This is a genomic window from Brakhagea baltica (assembly GCF_052161605.1).
Taxonomy (GTDB): domain Bacteria; phylum Planctomycetota; class Planctomycetia; order Pirellulales; family Pirellulaceae; genus JBKCUI01.
Window position 1 is genome coordinate 6,978,362 of record NZ_CP197409.1, and the last position, 21,346, is coordinate 6,999,707.

Here is a 21,346-nt window from a genome sequence, read left to right on the forward strand (position 1 = left end):
ATTACGGTGAGTTTTTCGTGTGACAATTTGTTACATGTCGAGTCGCCAAAATATTTCACTTAGCTTGCTCTTTTTGACGCGATGGCTTGCGATAAGTCCGTTCGTAGCAACTCTTTCAACCGTATGATAGCCATGGCTGAGATTTACTTTCCTACCGTTAATACTTACGATTGGCGCCATAGGGGCTGCATGGTTCGCTGCGACGACAACGGCGCATGTATGGTCGTCTAATTCGACAACTGAACCAATGGGGTACATGGACATGTGCTCGACGAACAGGCGAACTAGCTCTCGATCAAATTTTCCCCGTGCCGCATGGTAGCACATATATGCTACAGCATCACTAAAGACCGTTGCACTTCCAGTAAGGGGCTGGGTTAGATTTAAGTATGCATCTACTAGGTTGAGAATCCGTGCTCCTGGAAGTATCGCGGTTCCCTTTAAACTTCTAGGAAATCCTGTTCCATCAAATTGCTCGTGTACCTGCTCAATGATGGCAAGCGATTCCCACGAGATCCCGGGGATGCGTCTGAGTAGCTCGACCGTTATTAATGGGTGTGCTCTATACCGAGCAAGCCATTCGGGATCGTTCCTGCACTGCTGGCTGTTGAGCGTGCTGGTTTGTAGAACTAAGGATATGTCATGCAGTAAGCCTGCTATCCCAATATCGACTGTCGTACGTTCATCATGACCACACGTTATACTCAATGCCATTCCCAGACTCGATAGTTGGGACGATCGTTCCATCATTTGATTTGCTGAACCTATGTCGGTAGAAGACAACTTTAGCGTAAGTGCGGCAACAGCATTGCTTACTCCACGTTTCGTTTCCAAAGCGACCTGGGAAACCGAGTTGAAGATCGTTGATGCTCTTAGTTCCGATTGAGTTCGAACGGCTTCTACCGTCTCAGATAGTGTTTGGACCACGGCGTCCTGTACTTCATGGAAGCGTGCAAGATCGTCTGCGGGAAAGGCACGCATTAGTTCCATGCGAACTTGTTCCCGATCCAAATCGTCGGCTTTTTGGGGAAGAACCCGGCTCGGATCACCAACTTTTCCGATGGATGATAGGTCAACTGTCGAATCGGGAGAAACTGGGGAATAAATATCTTGGTCGAGAATATACGACCCAACACGAAGGCCACAATTTTGCATGATTGAGGACTTCGTACCGGAAGAAAGGGTACTCATCTTGGGGGCAGTCTTTTAATGCGTTATGGAGACAATTCTGGGGGGCAGTTCTTGTAAACTCCGATTGCGTAATCGACTTGAGCAAACTCGACTCGCGCACCGCGTTTTTCGGATCGAGTTAAGAAACCCATTAATCCGAATGCCATCTCGAAACGAGAATTACAATCAATTTCAAAATGGGGTCTACCTATTCAACGGTTATTCCGTATTTGTCGATTCTAAGATTTTGAGTACTCACCCTCTAGGATTGTTCAGGCAGGTCAGTCGTGAGGTCGCCAGCTCCATGACCGCAACAACAGCTGTATTCCTCGGGACTATACTTCCAGGGTTAGGTCCCGCAGAATGTTTGATATACCTGCTGGCTTGGGGCGGGAGGTGATGTGTAGTCTGCTTTGTCAGGAGTCTCCTCGTAGGGAGACTCAATGGCCTGAAGTAGCTTCCTCAAAGGCTCGAAATCATTTCGGTACGTCGCGCTGTCCAGGGCTTCCTCGACGCGATGATTGCGAGGGATGACGAGAGGATTAGCTTTGGACATGGTGGAGTGAGCAACCGCAATATCGGACTCGTATCTTTGCAGTCGAGCTCGCCACTGCTGATGCCAATTTAAAAAACGAGCTTGACGGTATGGTTCAGATTGGAGGTCGACTCCGCGCGTCAAATCCGAGAACGTGAGCGTAAAGTCTAGTTTCTCGTCTGCCATCCATTGCAGAAGCTCCTCGATTAGAGGTTTGTCCGAGGTGTTGGAATCTAAGAGTCCTAGTTTTCGTCCCATCTGCTCGAGCCAGTGTTTTTCAAAGATGGCAGGAAATCGCTCCAGAATTTCGGTGGCGATCCGGATCGCTTCTTGTTCGTCCTCATGAATGATAGGTAGTAGCGTTTCGGCAAAGCGCACAAGATTCCAATGGCAAATCGAAGGTTGGTTTCCGTAGGCATAGCGCCCACCGTGATCGATCGAGCTGAATACGGTATGAGGATGGTAACGATCTAGAAAAGCACATGGCCCGTAGTCTATCGTCTCACCCGAGATCGCTACGTTATCGGTGTTCATGACACCATGAACAAATCCGACTCGCAGCCATTGTGCTACCAATGATGCTTGTCGTTCAAGAACGGATTCTAGAAATGGGATGTAGCGATTCTCGTTATCGCTGAGTTCTGGATAATGTCTCTGAATTGTATAGTCGGCTAAAATCCTTAAGCCAGCAGGGTCTCGCAGTGCAGCAAAATACTGAAACGTTCCCACTCGAATATGGCTGTCAGCGACTCTCGTTAGAACGGCACCGGGCAAAGCTTCGTTTCGATAGACAGGTTCGCCCGTGCTGGCTACGGCAAGAGAGCGAGTTGTAGGAATACCCAAGGCATGCATAGCTTCACTGATGATGTACTCTCTCAGCATGGGCCCCAGGGCTGCTCTACCATCACCGCGTCGCGAATACTTGGTGGGTCCTGCTCCTTTGTACTGAATGTCGTATAGTTTTCCGTCGGGTGCCCGTTGTTCCCCCATCAGGATCGCTCGTCCGTCACCGAGCATTGTGAACCCGCCGAATTGGTGCCCTGCATAGGCTTGGGCAATGGGTCTTGCGCCGTCGGGAAGCTGATTGCCAGTGAAGTAATCCGCTGCGAGCTGGGTTGAAAGTGCATGGAGATTCAGTCCTAGCTCACGCGCGAGGCCGTGGTTGACTATAACTGCTTCCGGACGAGCCACCCGAGCTGGAGATGCGTCAGCGAAGAAGGTGGTTGGCAGGTTGGCATAGGTGGTTTCTAGGTTCCAGCCGATCTCGTCAACGGTGCTCCTTTCTTTTTCCGAGGGAGCTGATGAGGTCAGGCGGCTAGAGTCTTTGTCGGACATAAATGCAATCGTTTGCTCGTGAATGCTGCGGAAATTCGTCTCTATTATAGAGCCAAATGCCCAGACCTAGACCGCCAAAGAAACTGGGTTAGGAAAAGAATTTGGAGGGCTTTACACCAATTGCAATCATCCAGTTACTTGGGGGTGCTAACCCTGGGGTCGCGGAAATAGCTTCGCATTCTGTTCGGATCATAAAGGTCAAAGTATTCCCTGATGGAAGGTTTTGTTCGCTCGTACTCTGCGAGCATGGACCCTTCGGAGACTAGACGGTCGTCAAATAGACTTTTGGCAAGAACCTCGAGTTGATAATCCTTGCGAACCCGGCTGAGTATATCATTTGCTTCAGGGGAAAGCTTTTCGACAAGCATCGGCATGATTAGGTCTTGGAACGGGTAGGTAGAGTAGTCGTCTGACTGTCGGAGGCTTTTATCGTTGGACTGTCGAACAAAACGATTGATCGCCAAGTTCACGAAACGAGCTTCTTCGCGATTTTGGTAATATTCGAAGTAGAGTTTTGTGATGGCTGGGAGAAACATTTCTTCCCCCCAAAGTTTCAGATGCTGGGTGTCATCAGCAGAGATCATGTTAGAAAAATAGTAGGTCGCGGCCATCCTATTCAATTGTTCTCTGAGGTATTGGGTTCGATTTTCCGCAGAGAGTCGTTCCAAATACAATCTTTCGGCGTTGGGAATTTGGTCCATCAAAAGCCCGACGATTCTAACCGTTTCTTGAAGTTCATCGGAGTTGGGTTCTGCCTCGATTTTCTTCTGGATTTGGGAAAAGCGACTGGCCAATTCTGGATTCAATGATTGGAGCTGTTCACGTTCGGATTCCAATCGCGATTGTTGGAATGCGTTCAGGGACTTATACCAATAAGCTCGTTCCGTAAGGTTGACTGGTATACGCGGAATCAGATTATCAGCGAATTGTTTTTTGAGTATTTGCAAGGCCGACCGTTCCTTTGCTAGATCCGCAATCACAGGAAACTCATAAGTGTCGGCAAACCCCGAGACGTTAGCCGCGAGTGCAAGATCCCCCAATTCGTCATCCAGATTTTTGTAGTGGATGATAACACCAGCGACTGCGCCCAAGCAAAGGGATCCAACGATGGCCAACACCCAGGGCATCCAGGAAGCTTGACGGAGGCGATTTGGGGCGGCCACCTGTGCTTGCGGCTGGGTGCCCGCGATATCTCGAACCACCAACTCCAAAGTACTTCGCGTGAAGCGTTGGTTATGTGGAGTGTCTTGGATTTCATCTAGAAGATCATAGGTTTTTCGTAGCTCTCCTAGCCGTGTGCGTAGACTGACTTCGTTTACAAGTCGGCCCTCGAGCATAGCGGACTCGGCCGGAGACAGTTCTCCATCCAGGTAGGCCGTCAGTAGCTCATCAATTTCTTCGATCTTTTGATTGGGCGAAAAACTCATGAATCAACTCCTTTGTCTGCTCCCATGGCTGAATCATCCGGTACAGCGGTTACATTCCCAACACCGGATTCCAAGTAAGGTTCCAGCATGAGTTTCAAATTGACTCTGGCCCGACTGAGCAAGGATTTGACAGCTTGAACAGTCAGCCCCATCGTATCTGCAATCTCTTGGTAACTCATCGATTCGAATTTACTCAGCATAATCGCAGTCCGTTGCCGTTCCCCCAAAGCTTGAATTGCTTGGAGAATAAAGTCTGCACGCTCTGTATGATCCATGTTGCGTGTTGGTTGAAACCCACTTGGAGCCACAGCCAAATGTTCCAGCGAAACTGCTTCGGAGAGAGCGCCATCTCCACTGAGTTGATACTCTTTTCGGTTTGAATTGTCGCGAATATGGTTGGAGGCGATGTTGTGAGCGATTCTATACAGCCACGTTGTAAATTTCGCCGTAGGTACGTACGACTTGCGAGCCTTGTAGACCCGAAGAAAAACGTCTTGCGCGAGATCTTCTGCCTGTTCAGGGGTGACCGTCCAGCCTCGCATGAACCTGATGATTTTACCTTGGTGGCGATCAATAAGCTCTTCGAATGCAACGGCATCATCCTCCTTCACGCGCAGCATGAGGCCAACGTCGGGGTCTATTGATCCACTGTTTGTGTTCGGAGTAGGTTCGCTCAACTTCCGGTTCTTTTTGTTGGGAGGTAGGGTTTGAAACCCGGAAAGCCGATTTTTGTTTCTAAGAAATTGCTAGTGACGCATAAGCTTTGGTTCTGGAAACGAAAAAAGGGCGGTCTGCTGAAGGACCGCCCTCTTAGTGTACAAGATTATCAGGGATGCGAAAACGACTAGAAGCCACCTCCGAAACCGCCGCCGCCGCCGAGTCCGCCGCCCCCACCGAGTCCTCCGCCGAGACCGCCTGCACCGCCGCCCCCTTCACCGGTGACGATATTAAAGGTAGTAACCCCTCGAATTTCCATGTAGTTGGGGAAACCGCCGATCGTAACGTACCTGCGATCCCCGGAAATGACGGCACTAGTGAATGGCCACATCGTTCCCTCGGGGACTGGCATAATCGTCGGCCGATAGCCGACAGCTCCACGTCCGAACATGGGGCGACCTTGTCGATTGAATCCCCAAAAAGGAACGGTTCCGCTGCCGTAGTTGGAAGACGAGCTCGAAGACGAACTAGCAAGGTTGCCGACCATGTTTTGTAACTTTTCCCCTTCTGCAAAGACACCGCCGGGTTGAGCCAGAACGGCTTCGCCCAATCGAGCTTTATTTTCGCGCACCTTCGCTAGTTGAACTTCAGCAGCGGAATCAGTTCGCTGCCCATTCTTGACCTGCGTGACGATTACCACTGTCTGTGCTTCATTATCTAAACTGACCGTCTTGCGGAACACTTGCTGTTCCGGAGTTCCATAATCGGACAAAATATTCACGGTCACTTTCCCACCGGCTGGTTCGCCCCAAACCTTTTTCACGACGATCTTGTAAGCGCCCGAGTAACCTCTAGCACAGACATACATCTCGGAGAACCCATCTGGATCAGCCTTGGACCGGGAAGACTTATCGCCCAAATGCATTCCTCCAGAAATCGCGATCGGGTTCGCCATATCGCAGATAACGCCTGTCGGGTCCTCAACAGCGAGATCAATGTCAGCGTCTCCGGACCATACCACCCGAACGACTAGGTCTCGACGTCTAGCGTCATTGAGTTGCTCTGCAAAGACACCAGCTTTGACAATCTGCTTCGATTCGTAGAGTCGGATCAGGTTGGCCTCGGCAGCGTTCCAGGCTGTACGGATCAATGGCAATGCGTCATCTGTCCATGGCTGGCTGAGAACGCCGACTGTCGCCCATTCGATCGTATCGGCATGCTCGAGCTCAACTCCAAGCTTCAAAGCTAGAAACAGTGGTCGCTTGAGTGCAGGGTTCGACATATTGACATCCTTGAGAACCTGCAATGCCTCCAGTTTCATACCTGATGCGGCCAAGAACTCTGCGATTCGTACTGCACTGACTTCGTCGGCTCCGAAGTCCATACTAGACATCAGAACACGACGTACCTCAGCTGACGATCGCCCTGCACCCACCATCGCAGTGGTCATTGCATCATACATCCAAGCAGCCGGGAGGGCTCCCTTCATGCAATCGCCGATAACCGAAATCACTTCCTCGAAATGAGCTGTCGCTTTCTCGAATTGTTTGTTGATAGCGGCTCTTTTTGCAAGGTTCATTTGCACGCCAACCCACTTTGCAAGCTCTTGTTCAGCAGCCATCTTCACATCGATGTCACCAGATGCACAGTCGAGGATGAGTTCACGGACAGGCCTGTCTGTTTGGGATGCTTTGGTCGGCGAATCTGGAACGGCCATCATGCCCCCCATGCCACCTCCCATGCCACCCATGCCCATGCCTCCCATGCCGCCTCCCATACCACCCATGCCCATGCCGCCCATGCCGCCTCCCATGCCTCCCATGCCGCCCATACCACCCATTCCGCCCATGCCACCCATCATTCCGCCCATACCGCCTCCCATGGCAGGAATCTGAACGACTAAGTCGCCAACAGGGTAGATACGAGTGACTTCGCTGGCGGAACTCGATTTGGTCGTGATCTTCATGACTTCGTCTTCGATGACGTATGTCAAATCCAAAGGTGATAAGATCAGTTTGAGAACCGAACGGAAGCGGATCGAAGGTACTTGCAATACAACAGGTTCGTCAGGCGAGATACCTTCCTGATCGAGAGCCTTGTCATCGATAATGATGGGGATCTCAAGCTCTTCGGCAAAACGCTTCAGCACTTGAGATAGGGGAAGCCCCTGAATGTCCTGTTCAGATAGCGATCTGTTAAGGGACTGATAGATTCGTTTCTCGCTGGGGTTACCACCGGACAAATCGATCGTTGCATACTTTTCAAGTCGTCTAGCCGATAAAGCTCGCCACACATCTGCGGGGGGGTAACGAACGGGAGGATTGTCCACGAACGGAACCATGGCCTCTTCGTTTAACATGAGTGAATCCACGAAAGCTCTACGACGCTGGTGCACTACATCATCGAGCAGTTTGGCACTTGAAGCCAAGTTGGACTCTACATCGGTAACCATATCAATTACCGTACCGGGAGCGATCTCCTTAATTTGAGGAGCAACTTCATTGTTCGCTTGTGCGAACAACTGTTGTCGCATCAACGAATCATAACGCTCCACGAGTTGCTTGATTGCTTCTTGTCGGCGTTCTTCCTCTCCCAGGATTCGCTCCGTTGCCGCCTTGGCTGCCAGAACGGATTCCTGAGAAGCGAGCTGATCCTCTCGTCTGCTGATAGCCGAACTTGTACTCTGAATCGCATCTTGAAGAGAGCGTTCCAAGCGAAGGCGGGTGCTATTCTCAATGCTAGGAATCCGTCTTACTTGGTCCAAAAGAGTGCTTAGATTAATCTTTCTCAACGCGAGATTACTGCCCGATACAATGTCAGATCTCGTCTGGCGAATCGCATTCTGAACATCCATCTCCAAAGCTTGTGCAGCTGCTCTACGCTCGCTCTCTGCATTTCTCAAGAAATCGCCTGTGTTCAAGGAATCCTCGAATGCTCTGAGCGATGACACACCGGCAGAATTGCCTCGCGATGGGGCTACGGCAGGTGGAGAGGTAGCTTTGTCATCGCCAAACGGATCGTCATTAGCGGCCCCCGATTGGCCACTTCCGGACTGATTTGCTGGTGGCTGCGTCACTTCGCCGAAGGGATCGCCGCCATCCTGAAAGGAAACAAAGCGAACAGTAGGTCTTCGAAGCGTTGAGGATTGCTTGTCTTTTTTGCCCGAATCAGAATCCACTTTAGGAGTCGAAACCGGAACATCTGCTTTTGTGGCGGCCTCTAAAACAGACTTAATGGAAGGGTCGTTGGGAGATATTTTCAAAGCTGCTGTCGCGATGGCGATCGCCGCTTCCTTGTCACCAGCCGCTAACGCGAACCGTGCATCCTTGAGCATTTGGTCAGACGAATTCATCAGAGAATTGCCAAACGCTATCAACGCTTCGGATCCTGCTGTTGGCAAGGTCAGGCCGTTATTCAGCTCCGCTTTCTCGATGACCTCTCCGAGGAACGCCAGATCCTCGCTCTGGGCCTCGTGCTTGATGCTCCACACAAGCTTTGAAGGGGTTGCTCCCCAGCTTCCTTCGACGATCAAGTCGCCGCTAGCATTCTCGTTTGAAAGCTTGCCCAATACGATCGAGTCCCGGTCTCCACGCAAAGGGGGAAGCTTTGCGGGGTAATGAGCCGTAACGGCTTGCGGGAATTTGGTATCGCCAGGCCAAAACACAGGAACGGTACAGGCCTTTGCCAGTCCCTCTGCAATTTGCTGATTCGATAGGTTTTCAAGATTCTTATGTATGTAAACCGTGCCGCCAGTGTGGTTGGCAATCGTGGCCAAAAATTCCACATCCAATTCGGGACCGATCGCAAGCGATATAAGATTGGTGCGGTCATCGCGCAGATCGCCAACGAAAGACTCGAATCCCTTGGGATTCAGCAAATTGAAACGATGAACACCGTCCCCGACGTACACGATGGTCAAATCCTTGCCATCGTTCGCCTCGGATAGCACCGATTTAGCCTTTTTGACAGCGGCTACCAAGTCGGTAGAGCCCAGCGGCACAATGTCGGAAAGCTTCTTGAGCCCATCCGCAAAGCTGGCCTCTCCAGCAAGCCCCTTGGCCAACAACCTCGGTTCAACGTCGCAGGAGAATAACGCTATCTCGGTCGACGTCGGCATCGAGCTCAAAAGCCTCTCGGCAATCTCGAGGCTGTCTGTCCGGTAAGAGCCGGACTGCGAAGCGGACGTATCCACTATGATGGCCACTCGCATCTCGGCCCGCGGACTGACGACTGCGTCAGTCGCGAGACTCAAGGCAAAAAGGGTTTGGTCCCTGTCTTTGTAGGTCAGCAATCGGGAGCTGTTCTCGAATGCGTGCAGCGGAGTGCAAAACCAAAGGCCTGCTCCCAGACAAACGACTCGACCAATACTTAAAAACTTTCGCATAACGATTCGCTCCAAAACCGGCTCGAATGATTTAGATGAGGTGTAAAACGGATTTTGATGTTTCTAATCCTATTTCTGACTGACGCTGGATGCTAACAAAAACCGGCGGAATCCCAAACAATCTAGGTTTCCCACCCCTTCCGTCAGCACTGCGTCTTCAAACGCGCCCGGCTCGACACCGAATCAATCCGGTTGTAGGGCCCTGGCTGCTTAGAATTATACCCACAACCACTCTGGAAGCGAGTTTCGTGCCAAATTGAAGAAATAATGCATGGGATTGCCTTTTTTCTTCTTTTGTGTCAGTTCCGCACAGAAAACCGAGCCTACAAAGGCTGAGATTCTTCCAAAACTGGATCGCTCAGGAGATCCCAGAAGTTGCTTTATGCAGCATTGCCCAACGCGGATAAGCAAAATTGAACAAAGTGATCGCTCGTCGGAAATGTAGTTAAATTCGTCAAAATCCCTCTGATCGCTTCATTTCAACACTCGCGGCAGCCGATGAACCACGGATGAGTAGGTTTAATTGTAGATATCCAATTTACCGGTGAAGAAATCATGCTTCCTATCAAAAAATCGATTCGCTTGATTCTCTTGGGCCTGATCGCTCTTGCTGGACTGCCGACGCCAGGCGTGTCGCAGGACGATCATTACGAGGATCGATTCGCCGGGCAAAACCAATTCGAAGATGAAAAACCTAACGGATTCTCAGCGGCAATTGGCAAAATCTTTGCCCGAAAAACGCAAACGCCGACGAACCGAGCCGAATCGCAAATCCCCAGTACGAGCCGTGAGTCTAACTCGCCAGACTCGTTTGGGCCGGATTCTTACAGCCCTCAAGACTCCCGCGGCAGGTCTGTCACGGCTCAGACAACAGGTGGTCCCAGGGGTACAGGCGGGATGTTCGTACCTTTGAGATCGTTTACCAATCGAGTTTTTCGAGGTCACGAAGAAATCGACTACAACGAGATGAGAATGCAGGCCTTTCCGGAAGAGTCTATCCTTAGCCAGCAAACACAACTGCCATCCGCGACTCCATCTCTTGAATCGGGTGGCGTGGGGCGCTCGGCCGGAAATGGAAATTCGGGCGGCAACGAAATCGGCTCCGCTTTAATGCCTCAGGCCGTTGAAAGCCAATCTTCAGAGCCTTTCATTTCTCGCGATTCCGCTGCATCACCCACGAACCAAGCGAAAGTGTATTCTGGAGCGGGTGGAAGATCTGTTAACGCAACCGGAATTGCACCAAATCCTCTTTCCCAGCAGCGGCAGAGTGCTCCGATAATCAACAATCCACCCAACCTCGAGAACAAGTCGACCTCGCGACGAACTCCCGTCGGAACCTCAGGGATCGCCGAATCCATTGCTCTGCCAAAAGAGAACAAGCAGGAGTTGAGTCCTCCCACCAGCTTGGTCGATCTATCTGTCGAATCGCAGGCAGCGAGTTCTCGCGACAAAAGAGCCCAAACATCCAATACAGATCGTGGCATTGAAACTGCGATCGAGGGGACGCCGGAGCGAGAGCAATCGCCCGAGGGAGCTGGTCCTGTTGTTTCCAGAAACAGAGTTCCGAACCTTTCGGAAGACCGGCCAACCAATGCGCAGTCAGCTAGGCCGCAATCCAATACCGCTGGCTCAGACGCATCATCCCAGCCACGAGCAAAACTGGATTCGGGGTTAACGCAACCTGCAAGTGCGAGTCGAGAGTCTCTCCTGGAACTCAATCAGCCCGGCATATCGATACAGATTTCCGGACCAAACGCGATGGTAGTTGGCCAAGAGACCATTTACGAGGTTAACGCCGGCAATCAGGGGCGTTCGGATCTGAACGGCTTGCTGGTACGGCTCTCACTCCCTGATTCCGTTGCTATAGGCAATTTGTCAGCCACTTCGGGAGACGTGCAGCCAGATCGCGAGGATGGTGACAACGCGATCATCTGGGAGGTCCCAATGATCCGCCCGGGGGAAAAGCAGACTTTGGCCCTTCCCCTCAGAACGATGTCCGCCGAACATTTTTCGATGAATGTCGAATGGACAGCCTTGCCGCAAACCCAAGAACTAAAGGTCCAAGTGCACGAACCCAAACTGGATCTCGCTTTGGAGGGACCAGCAGAGGCCGAGTACGGTGTTCCAGTCAAGTATCGCTTGAGGATCAAGAACCCAGGCAATGCAGTTGCAAAAATGGTAGAGATCCAGCTTGCTGCGGAAAGCTTTGGCAGCAACCAATCGGTCATCGGCGACATTGCTCCCGGAGCGGAACGCTCGATCGATGTCGAACTCCTCTTTGAACAGGGGGGAGTCATTCCTCTACGAGCAACTGCCTCCAGTGCAGTCTCCCAGATTCAGACGCAAAGCACGATCGATGTACGCGTAAAGCAATCTCGATTGATTGCCAGCTGGATAGGACCGGCCACCTACTTTCAAGGTAATGTCGCCGACTATCAGCTGACTCTTACCAACCAAGGAGACGCTACAATTGAGTTGGCAAAGTGCACGGTCATGCTCCCCAAGGGGGCTGATCCTCAAACTCTGCCTCCAGGATCGTCTCGCCGAGGAAACACGGTGCAATGGGACGTTAAAAAACTACCTCCCAATGAATCGATTACCATGCCCTTCGGTTTGACCTTTTCAGACATGGGAAATACGGAGTTGGTATTCAACGCTGAAGTTAAAAATGGCGAACCCGTCTCTGCAAGTCAGAAAATTGTCGTCGATGCGATTGAGGACCTAAAGCTCGCTGTGATCCCACCGGTTGCACCCGCGCCGGTCGGCCAGGCCGTAACGTACGAAATCGAAATCCACAACCGAGGGATGAAGGCGGCTCAAGAAGTCGCGGTCATCGCTCAGTTCTCCGATGGTATTGAGCCGGTCAAAGTAGAAGGGCACACTGGGCAAATCGTTCCCGGACAAGTTGTCTTTCAAACCATCCCAAGGATTGGGCCCAACGAGCGCCTGACGTTGAAAGTCTTCGCAAAGGCTAGCACTTCTGGAGTCCACCGCTTTCGAGCTGAAGTCAAAGGCTTGAATGCAGAAGTCGACCTCGTCCAAGAGGGATCGACCCGATACGTCGCATCGGGAGTCCCCTCATCCACCCGCAGGTAGTGGCAGCTAACCGCTATTGCCACAAATCTCCAAAGTTGATAATTCCGTCCCATCATGAGGTTGAACCAAAGATGGGAATCGGATAGATGAAGTCCAAGCAAATGACAGCAATAGTGATGGGGGCCGTTTTTGGCTTCTTTTTGTGTGGCTGTCAGTCCCCCATGGGCCAAAATGGGATGGGAGTCGCGCTGTTTCAACAGGGGCGGTACCCAGAAGCGTTGCAACAGTTTGAGCTGGCTAGACAATCGGAGCCCAGCAATCCCGACGTTTACTACAACCTCGCATCCACTTATCACCGACTCGGGAGCAACGCCAAGGACTCCAAAATGCTGGAAGCTGCGGAGTCCCTCTACAACCAAGCGCTCGATCTCTCACCCGATCACGTGGATACGCATCGAGGCTTGGCGGTACTGCTTGTCGATACTCAACGAGCAGATAAGGCGTTCTCCCTTTTACGAAACTGGAGCAAACGCAATCCTATGCAGTCCGACGCTCGGGTGGAACTCGCGCGACTGCATCAAGAATTTAACCAGCTAAAAATCGCAGAACAGTACTTGGATGAGGCCCTGGCTATCGACTCCAATAATGCCAAGGCTTGGGCTGCAAAAGGTCGCCTGAGGGAAACCAACGGCGAACTGATGCAAGCCATGCAAAACTACCAACAGAGTCTTGCAATCAACACCAATCAACCCGATCTGCATCAAAGAATCAGCTCCCTGCAAGTTCGAATGGCATACGGCGGATCGCAGCCGGGGTCCAATCTGGCGAATAACTCAGGGGGCCAACCTGGCAATCTGGGACAAAATGATCGCTACTAGTGCCCTGGTAAGAATTCGGCACGACTTCTGCATGACTGGTGGCTTAGGCCAACTCGCTGTAAGCTTGTGACGAATTGAAGCAGCGGGGCATGTGCATAATGCGTTTCCGGTCAAACGTGGCACACTTTCGACCCTTTCCCAGTCTATAAAGAGGCATCAATGAGAGTTAGCAACCTGAAGGTATTCTCCTACGGCGCGGTTGGTTTGGCTATCTGTTGCGTTTTCTTCGGAGCTTATAAATTGCATGCGACACAGCAGCAGCAACAGCGTTCCCAGATCGACGCCTTTATGCGTAAGAAATTGGATTTGTCAAAGGATATTCTCGAGGGGCTCACCACCAACAATATGAACCAAGTCGCTTCCAGTGCGCAGGGGCTGAGCGCCCTTAGCTTGGAAAGCGCCTGGAATGTCTACACCACAGAAGAGTATCTCCGAATGAGTGAGGATTTCCGAAGGTCCCTGACAGCCGTTCGAGAAGGTGCTCGGAGCGACAATTCTGACCGAGCGACCCTCGGCTACATCAGCATGACCGTTCAGTGTGTTGAGTGCCATCGGTTTCTGAAAGATAAGCGATAGCGAATCGCTTGTACTGAACTCCCTGAAGGCCAGGCACAGACTGTCCAGACAGAGGGGGCTGGGTGGCACGCTCCGAGAAACCATCTGGGTGACACGCTCTGAGGAACAAAGGGCATGGTCGCACTGCAGCGCATTTACTCTTTGAAATGCCCGGTCCCCACTGGGCTCCAACGAACGGGCTGCCGACGTATTCCTCAGGCCATAGCCACAGCGCCTCTTTGGTCCAAACCGTTGACCGCTTTCGACACGGGACGTTTTTTAAGCCGCCCTTTGATACGGTACTGCTGCAAACGTCTGTTGCTGCGCATCTTGGTCCAATTTGGCAGCGGCAGCAACTAGCCGGTTCCGAATGGCTTCGTCATGCGACCGGTCTCTAGCTCCCATCACCCAGCCAAGCCTCTCGGCGACCGACTTGGGATTCATCAGGCCGGATGCTAGATGTCCGAGTTGTTTCGCTAAAGATTCAGCGGATACCCCGCTCCCTTCGACACTGCCGTAGGCACTCGCAACCAATCCGCTCTGCCGACCGGTTTCGTAGCCCCGCTCTAGCCCATAGGCCGCCTTGGCTGTCGCCGAAATGGTTGATTCTGCAAGGCAGAGGGCATCCAATTCCATGGCCATTAGCAACAATTGGAGTTCGAGTTCAGCACCTTCCCTTGGTAGGTCTTCGTATAACCATCCCACGAGTTGCAGGTCTCTCTTGTTCACCACCAGGCCGTTGAGCAGCGGCGTGACATCCGTTGGTTGCTCAGCAACTTTCCTACGCGGAAATGCCGCAGCCTCCATTCCATACACAATTTTTGAGGTGTTTTGGATGGCGCAGGGGATGCCGACTGCTGTTACATCCTCGGCATGTAAGACGTCGAGTGCATCGTCAGCCCAGCCCGGCGTCACGACGGTGCCTGGGAACAGAATCTGGATTGAAGGTGCGGTGGCTGCCGAAAACCCAAGATTCAGCTGCTGAACAAGCGTAAAGTCCTTCGGTGCCTCAATCATGACCACCTCGTCCTTGCCGAGCTGATAAGGATCAAAATAGCTACCGTTGTGGACTACGACAATTTCTTGGTCGCTTCCCCGATTTTCGAGCAGGGAAATCAGCGTGCTTTCGAGGCAGCTGTCGTCATCATGATGTGGAACAACAATTGAGAGGCGCAGCACAGAGCTTACTCCGACGATTCTCGTGATTGAGGGCGACGAACGTAACTACGGTTGTAAATCGTTCATCGGCAGATCCGCTCGAGACAGCATGATCACTAAGGTGGCCCCACTTTCTCGAGAACACTCTTCGGATCGGCTCGAATTAGATGCGAATTCACTCAATTCGAAGCATACCAGTTAACCAAACCTGGCAATTGGTAGCGGTAGCGTAAACTGTGCTAGACTGGCTCGTCGTGGGTGGAAGTAGTTCGGGGAATGACTACTCCTTTGGAAAGCCGGCTGCTACCAGCTCGTCGAAGCCCGGCTTTAGTGGACGGACGTCATATCCTAGTTTATTAAGAATTTGCCCAGCTTTCAGCGATCTCACCCCTACCGCACAGTAGGTGTAGACGATCTTGTCTTGCAGTTCATCTTTGATTTTCTTCGCATCTACCTTTTCTTGAAGTGCTCGGAAAGGCATGTGGACCGCTCCCCGAACGTGTCCCCCTTTCCATTCCACTAACTCCCGAACATCCACCAAAACAGCTTTCCCAGAGGCGACTGCTTTTTTGACGTTTTCCAAACTGTCTTCGGTGTGGGTCAGTGGGTTCTTCTTCGGATCTTCAATAGCTTTTGCGGGCAACACTAAAAAGGTAGCCAAAGAAACCATCGAAAAGAACACAGCAAAACCACTTTTTGCGGAAACACTTTTGATTCTGAACATTAGGTAGACCTGAAAACCCAACTGATAATAAAAGGAACTGCTACAACAGGCTGCCCGCTCAGCACGGCTCTGCCCTCGTAGCGTGGAAGATTTGATGAAGTAGGTAGTTTACACAATGTTTGTTGTTCGGTTTAGACGGATTTTATGTTTGGTCCGGTTTGGTTCGATGTCATAGATCAACTGAGAGGTAGATTTCATCTCATTCGCCCCGCCACCGCGCGACAAAACGATCTTTGGAAGGACCCAAGCATGAAAAACGGCATTCGAGCATTCGCTCTCTTCGGACTCACAATTTCTCTCTTCAGCGGCTGCGGAATTCTCGGTCGACGTTGCAATGATTGCAATGGCTGCAACGCACAGATCGGCTGCCGCCCCTGTGCCATCGGCTGGCAACGAGGAGGAACAGACTACGGAAACCACCTCCGGGGCAACGGCGGTTGCAACAACTGTGGACACCATGCCTACGCCCAGGATACCCAAACCGGATCGGGAGTCCCCGCTCCGGCTACAGCCTACCCATACTATACGGTTCGTGGGCCGCGAGACTTCTTCGCAGACAACCCACCAAACTTGGGTCGCTAGATTTGGCAAGTGCCGAGCAGACCCTCGGCCCAAGATGGGCACTGATTACGATACGGCAACGGATTACAATGCGGCCCTAAGATTTAATGCTATCTTGGGGCCTTTTCCGGGGAAAAGCTTGCTAGCCCAAACTATCGAGCAGATCCCCTTCTGTGATCATTCGGAATCCCTTCCTGGACAATGTCTCGAGGGCCTGTTCGGTGTTATCAACCATGATCGCCACAGCGGGGACCCCATTCGGCTGGCAGATCAGCGGGTAGGCTTGAATGATGTTTAGCTCGGCCTGCAGCAGAGCCGTGCAAACCTGTAATAATGGCTGCGACCCGCTCGGCAGCTCCACGCCGATCAAGTCGGATTCGATCATCGCCAAGCCTGCTCTCTCAAGCAACTCGCGCCCCCTCTCGGCGTGACTGACCAGGAAGCGGACAAAGGCGCACTCGGCAGAATCGCTAATCGAGAGTGCAACAATCCGGATCCCCGTCCCCTCGAAGCGACGAACCACCTCGAGCAACTGCCCGACCCTATTCTCCAGGAACACCGTAAATTGTCGCAACGTGGGGTAATTGTGACCACGCATCGTCTCATACGATGTCGAAGCTCCATCTCCAGAACTCATTTAAGCTATCTCGCTAATCATTCAAAATTCCCAGTAAATGCTGCCATAACACGGGAGTATAGCACATTTTTCATGGGTTCGGGCGGCGCACCAAGCAATTCACAAAGGTAATCTACAGCAAAAATCCACATCATAAGTCCGAATCTGCTGCGTACCTGGACCGTGCTAGTGGGCTGTTTTGTGAATTCTCCTCGCCAGCTTTGCTAGCTCGATAAACTCGCCTCGGAGGCCATTCACGTCCTCTCCCTTGCTTTTCTCGGCAGTCGCAACGACCCAGTCCCAAGTTGCACTCCCGCGATAATCGCTGTTTCGAAGCAACATGCCATAGGCCAAAACGCTTGCCGCAAACTGAAATTCCGCGTTGCCTTCCTGCCCTACCGAGGACACGGGTACTCGATGCTGGAACTCGAGCCCGTTAGCTTCCAATGGCTTCTTGTAACGGAGGTTCACGGTTAGTATTGCGTCAGCGACTCCCGCCAGCTCTGACTTAACGAACTCGGACCCACGGTTTAAACTTGAGTCACTTGAATCAGCTAATCCGACGGGGCGGAGTTCGTAAAACGCCGTCACCTGATGCCCTGCTCCCAACTCGCCAGCATCTTTGGCATCGTCACGAAAATCCTCAGCATGCAACAGTCGGTTTTCGTAACCAAGCAACCGATAGGCCTCGACAAATTGAGGATTAAAGTCCAGCTGCACCTTTACGTCCTTTGCGACCGTCTCCAACGTCCCGCCGATCTCTTCCACGAGTACCTTGCGTGCCTCGAGCAATGAATCAATATAGGCATAGTTTCCGTTTCCTCGGTTTGAGAGTTGTTCCATTTTCGAGTCCTTGAGATTGCCCGTTCCAAATCCCAGGATCGTTAAGAAGACCCCCGATTTTGCCTTCTCCGAAACCAACTCCACCAATGCGCTTTCACTCGATAGGCCAACATTGAAATCTCCATCCGTGCACAGGATAACTCGATTGTTCGCTTCAGGAGAGAAATACTTCTCGGCAGTGGCGTACGCGAGCATGATGCCAGCTCCACCGTTGGTAGATCCGCCCGCCTTGAGTCGATCCAAAGCGTCCGTAATCGCAGTCGCATCAGAAGCGAGTTGCCCATCCAAAACCAGACCACTAGCTCCCGCATAAACCACAAGAGAAACTCTATCCTCCCCGTCTAGCTGATCTACCAGCAGCTTCATAGAGGACTTGACCAACGGCAGCTTGTCCGGCGCATCCATCGACCCCGAAACATCGATGAGAAAAACGAGATTGCTGCGTTTCTTGTTCTCGATCGCCACCGGTTTTGCGGCAAGCGAAACTCGCATCAAATGATGCCCTGGTTGCCAAGGGCAAGGAGCCAGTTCGGTGACTACGGAAAACGGCTGCTCGGTGGTGGGAGTGGGGAGAACGTAGGGGAAGTAATTCACGAGCTCTTCTAACCGAATCGCTCCTGGTTCTGGCCACTTACCCGCTCTTAGCATTCGCCGCACATTCGAGTAAGAAGCTGTATCGACATCGATGCTAAAGGTCGAAAGTGGCGAACTCAAGGCGCTCACCATCGGATTCTCCCTGATCGACTGATACTCCTCTGTGTTTAGCATCTCTGCATTTGCGGAATCCCCCTCGCGTTCCGTGCCAATCTCAGAGCCAGCCTGTAAGTCGATGATCCGTCGCATCTCCGATCGCTTCGATCCGTTTGCATCGGCAACAGATTTTTTGGTTGAGCTCCCGTTACAGCCTACGATAACCAACAATCCCATAGCAAGAATAAGTGGAACCGAAGACGCAGTAATCCCAGCAGTTTTCTTCATTTGTGTCATAGAACGCAATCGCCTCCCAGTTTTCATTGCTTCCAATCTGCCCCCTCAATTGCTTAAATGTAACGTACGCCTCGTCGCAGGGGATCGTTCAGCAGTTATCGAAATCAAACACGAAGCACCTTGTAGGCACCGAATTCGGTCATTTGCTCTCCACTGAGTTCACTCAGTGGAAGCACGACTGACAAGCTAACCTCGACGCACTCCTGTTGCAAGCAGGTGATCGTTTCGCCAACTTCGAGCTCACTGATCGATGCGTATTCTTGGCTCGTGTACCACCAGTCCTCGAGAGTGAGCTGCCGCCTTATTCACCCTCCCAAAGAATTTGGGAGGGTCGAGTGAAGGAACGATCACGAGGGGAGGGGGCTTTAGGAAGGGCTGGCTGGTCGGAGTCGTTATGCACTGCGGTGCGGTCGCCCCTCTCCGATTCGGCTCTCGACTTGAAGTTGCGTAGGAGCCGAACACGGTACAAAGGCAGAATGATGAAAGGCAGAATAATGACAGGGGCGGTGGGTAGGCGGTGTTTAGCGCGGGGATGATCGTGAACGGACGCACCCACATTAACACTCTAGATTCCTGAGATCATTATGCCACACATCATTCTGCCTGTTTGGGTGCTGCTGCGGGTCGTTTTTAAGAAACGATCACGAGGGGAGGGGGCACTACGGGCAATTAGCTGCTATAGTTGTCGAATCCGCTAAGCTCGGAGATTGTTATAGCTAGCCACTCCTCAAACCGACTTCGAACCAAATGATTTATCCTCTCATCGTTATGGCTATTGGCATCACAATCGTCATTGGCCTGATCATGGGACTTCGCGTCAATGCCTTTATCGCGTTGCTCTCCGCCGCTATCGTTGTAAGTTTGCTCGCCGTGGATGTTCATCCGGCTACGGGCAGTGTGTCCTTAGCTCCTAACGCCATATCTCGCGTTGCGGATGAGTTTGGAAGTTCGTGTGGTAAAATTGCGATCGTCATCGCTTTGGCTGCCGTCATTGGCACCTGTATGATGGACAGCGGAGCTGCGGATCGGATCGTACGGGCGTTCATGAATTTGCTGGGTGTCAAGCGTGCCCCCTGGGCGCTCATGGGTAGCGGGTATCTTCTTTCGATTCCCGTTTTTTTTGATACGGTTTTCTATTTACTCGTGCCATTAGCTAGATCCTTTCAAAAGCGTACTGGGGCCGCCTACCTTAAGTGTATTATCGCGATCGCTGCTGGCGGGGCGGTAACGCACACCTTGGTACCTCCCACACCAGGTCCGCTCGCGATAGCCGCCAATCTTGGAGTCGATCTTGGGAAAATGATCATCATCGGTGCCATCACAGCCGTTCCTGCATCCATTGTTGGGTTCTGGTTCGCTGGACTGATGGATAGAGTACTCAAAATCCCCATGCGTGAGCTGCCAGGTACCGAAGAAAGGGAACCATTGCGAGATGACCAGCTACCAGGTCTGTTTGTTTCCCTGCTGCCTGTGGTGTTGCCCGTCGCCTTGATCGCCATGCAGACTGTTACTAGCACCATCACCGAACGTGAACTGCTCAGGAGAAGCGAACAACTGGCCGTTGAACGCGGATCGACTCTGGAGTCCGATGTCCAATCAAGGATCGCCCAGGCAAAGACCGAAAACAAGGAGATGAACCGAAGCGATGCTCTGAAGGAGATTCGACAATCAACCTTGAATGAAATTCAAACGGATCCTCGCGGTGCATCTTTCTGGCTAACGCTAGATCGCTACGCGCAGATCTTTGGCAATCCCAACCTGGCGTTGTTACTTTCCGCTGTTATTGCTTTGGCTGTCTACGTACGACAACAAGCCCCGACGGCAGAAAAGCTCGTCAATACCGTAGAACATTCTTTGATGAGCGGTGGGATTATCGTACTGATCACTGCGTCTGGATCTGCGTTTGGGGCGATGCTCAAGATCGCGCAGGTGGGGGACTCGATCAAAATGATGTTCGGAGGAAGTACACAAGGACTCACGATTCTATTTCTAGCTTTTGGTATTGCGTCCCTTCTCAAAGTGGCTCAGGGGTCGAGCACTGCCGCCATGATCATAACCTCGGGTATGATGCCGGGTATGATTGCGGGCTCGGAGCTGCCGTTTGATTTAGTTTATTTGGCCACAGCGATCGGAGCAGGCTCTCTGTTTGGATCATGGATGAATGACTCAGGCTTTTGGGTCTTCGCAAAAATGGGCGGACTTACGGAACGCGAGGCTTTAGCAACCTGGACACCTCTCTTGGCATTGCTGGGACTCACGAGCATGATCATCACCGTGATCCTGGCGGTCTTGCTGCCGCTGAAATAGTTTGAGACGCAATAAGACATCAGTGCAGGGCGTTGCCACGGCGATTAACCGCAATACCGTTCGATGAACGGCTAAATAAGTAGTGGACGAGGTTACGAGTCCCTAGGATTCCCCGCAGGAAGGACTCGTGACCTCGTCCACTACGAACTTCGTTGAATGCTATTGCGATTAAA

14 protein-coding genes are annotated in these 21,346 nt (G+C 51.9%); 4 read left to right on the forward strand and 10 right to left on the reverse strand.

What is annotated here, in order from left to right:
- Positions 1-30: 30 nt before the first annotated feature.
- From SH449x_RS27140 to SH449x_RS27160, 5 genes are all read right to left on the reverse strand, one after another.
- Positions 31-1,155, reverse strand: coding sequence for an HD-GYP domain-containing protein (locus tag SH449x_RS27140; RefSeq protein ID WP_482379214.1), 1,125 nt, complete (start codon positions 1,153-1,155; stop codon positions 31-33).
- Between the two features lie 364 nt (positions 1,156-1,519).
- Entirely contained in the window at positions 1,520-3,040 is a 1,521-nt protein-coding gene (locus tag SH449x_RS27145) for a protein adenylyltransferase SelO (RefSeq protein WP_482379215.1), read from the reverse strand.
- A 134-nt stretch (positions 3,041-3,174) separates the two neighbouring features.
- A complete protein-coding gene (locus SH449x_RS27150) occupies positions 3,175-4,467 on the reverse strand; it encodes an anti-sigma factor family protein (protein ID WP_482379216.1) in 1,293 nt (430 codons plus the stop codon).
- Entirely contained in the window at positions 4,464-5,087 is a 624-nt protein-coding gene (locus SH449x_RS27155; protein ID WP_482379217.1) for an RNA polymerase sigma factor, read from the reverse strand. Before SH449x_RS27155 ends, SH449x_RS27150 begins: the two co-directional genes overlap by 4 nt.
- Positions 5,088-5,311: 224 nt before the next feature.
- Positions 5,312-9,508: a vWA domain-containing protein gene (locus SH449x_RS27160; RefSeq protein ID WP_482379218.1), complete on the reverse strand. Its 4,197-nt coding sequence runs from the start codon at positions 9,506-9,508 to the stop codon at positions 5,312-5,314.
- A 555-nt stretch (positions 9,509-10,063) separates the two neighbouring features.
- Between SH449x_RS27160 and SH449x_RS27165 the strand changes: the two genes are divergently transcribed.
- The 3 genes from SH449x_RS27165 (at position 10,064) to SH449x_RS27175 (ending at position 13,998) form a co-directional block, all read left to right on the forward strand.
- Complete coding sequence (locus SH449x_RS27165) at positions 10,064-12,604, forward strand: COG1361 family protein (RefSeq protein WP_482379219.1); 2,541 nt, start codon at positions 10,064-10,066, stop codon at positions 12,602-12,604.
- 86 nt (positions 12,605-12,690) lie between these two features.
- On the forward strand, positions 12,691-13,422 hold the full coding sequence (locus tag SH449x_RS27170) for a tetratricopeptide repeat protein (RefSeq protein WP_482379220.1): 732 nt from the start codon (positions 12,691-12,693) through the stop codon (positions 13,420-13,422).
- A gap of 159 nt (positions 13,423-13,581) precedes the next feature.
- Positions 13,582-13,998: a hypothetical protein gene (locus SH449x_RS27175; protein ID WP_482379221.1), complete on the forward strand. Its 417-nt coding sequence runs from the start codon at positions 13,582-13,584 to the stop codon at positions 13,996-13,998.
- 258 nt (positions 13,999-14,256) lie between these two features.
- Here the strand turns inward: SH449x_RS27175 and SH449x_RS27180 are convergent, their stop codons facing one another.
- The 5 genes from SH449x_RS27180 to SH449x_RS27200 all read right to left on the reverse strand — a co-directional run bounded on the left by SH449x_RS27180 (position 14,257) and on the right by SH449x_RS27200 (position 18,857).
- Complete coding sequence (locus SH449x_RS27180; RefSeq protein WP_482379222.1) at positions 14,257-15,156, reverse strand: glycosyltransferase family 2 protein; 900 nt, start codon at positions 15,154-15,156, stop codon at positions 14,257-14,259.
- 259 nt (positions 15,157-15,415) lie between these two features.
- Positions 15,416-15,859 (reverse strand): rhodanese-like domain-containing protein, encoded by a 444-nt coding sequence (locus SH449x_RS27185; RefSeq protein ID WP_482379223.1) that lies wholly within the window; start codon positions 15,857-15,859, stop codon positions 15,416-15,418.
- 108 nt (positions 15,860-15,967) lie between these two features.
- Complete coding sequence (locus SH449x_RS27190) at positions 15,968-16,318, reverse strand: hypothetical protein (RefSeq protein ID WP_482379224.1); 351 nt, start codon at positions 16,316-16,318, stop codon at positions 15,968-15,970.
- A gap of 244 nt (positions 16,319-16,562) precedes the next feature.
- A complete protein-coding gene (locus SH449x_RS27195; protein ID WP_482379225.1) occupies positions 16,563-17,057 on the reverse strand; it encodes an acetolactate synthase in 495 nt (164 codons plus the stop codon).
- Between the two features lie 165 nt (positions 17,058-17,222).
- Complete coding sequence (locus SH449x_RS27200; RefSeq protein WP_482379226.1) at positions 17,223-18,857, reverse strand: vWA domain-containing protein; 1,635 nt, start codon at positions 18,855-18,857, stop codon at positions 17,223-17,225.
- 756 nt (positions 18,858-19,613) lie between these two features.
- Here SH449x_RS27200 and SH449x_RS27205 point away from each other — a divergent pair.
- Positions 19,614-21,173 carry a GntP family permease gene (locus SH449x_RS27205; protein WP_482379227.1) on the forward strand — a complete coding sequence of 520 codons (1,560 nt, stop codon included), beginning with the start codon at positions 19,614-19,616 and terminating at the stop codon, positions 21,171-21,173.
- The last annotated feature ends 173 nt before the right edge of the window (positions 21,174-21,346 follow it).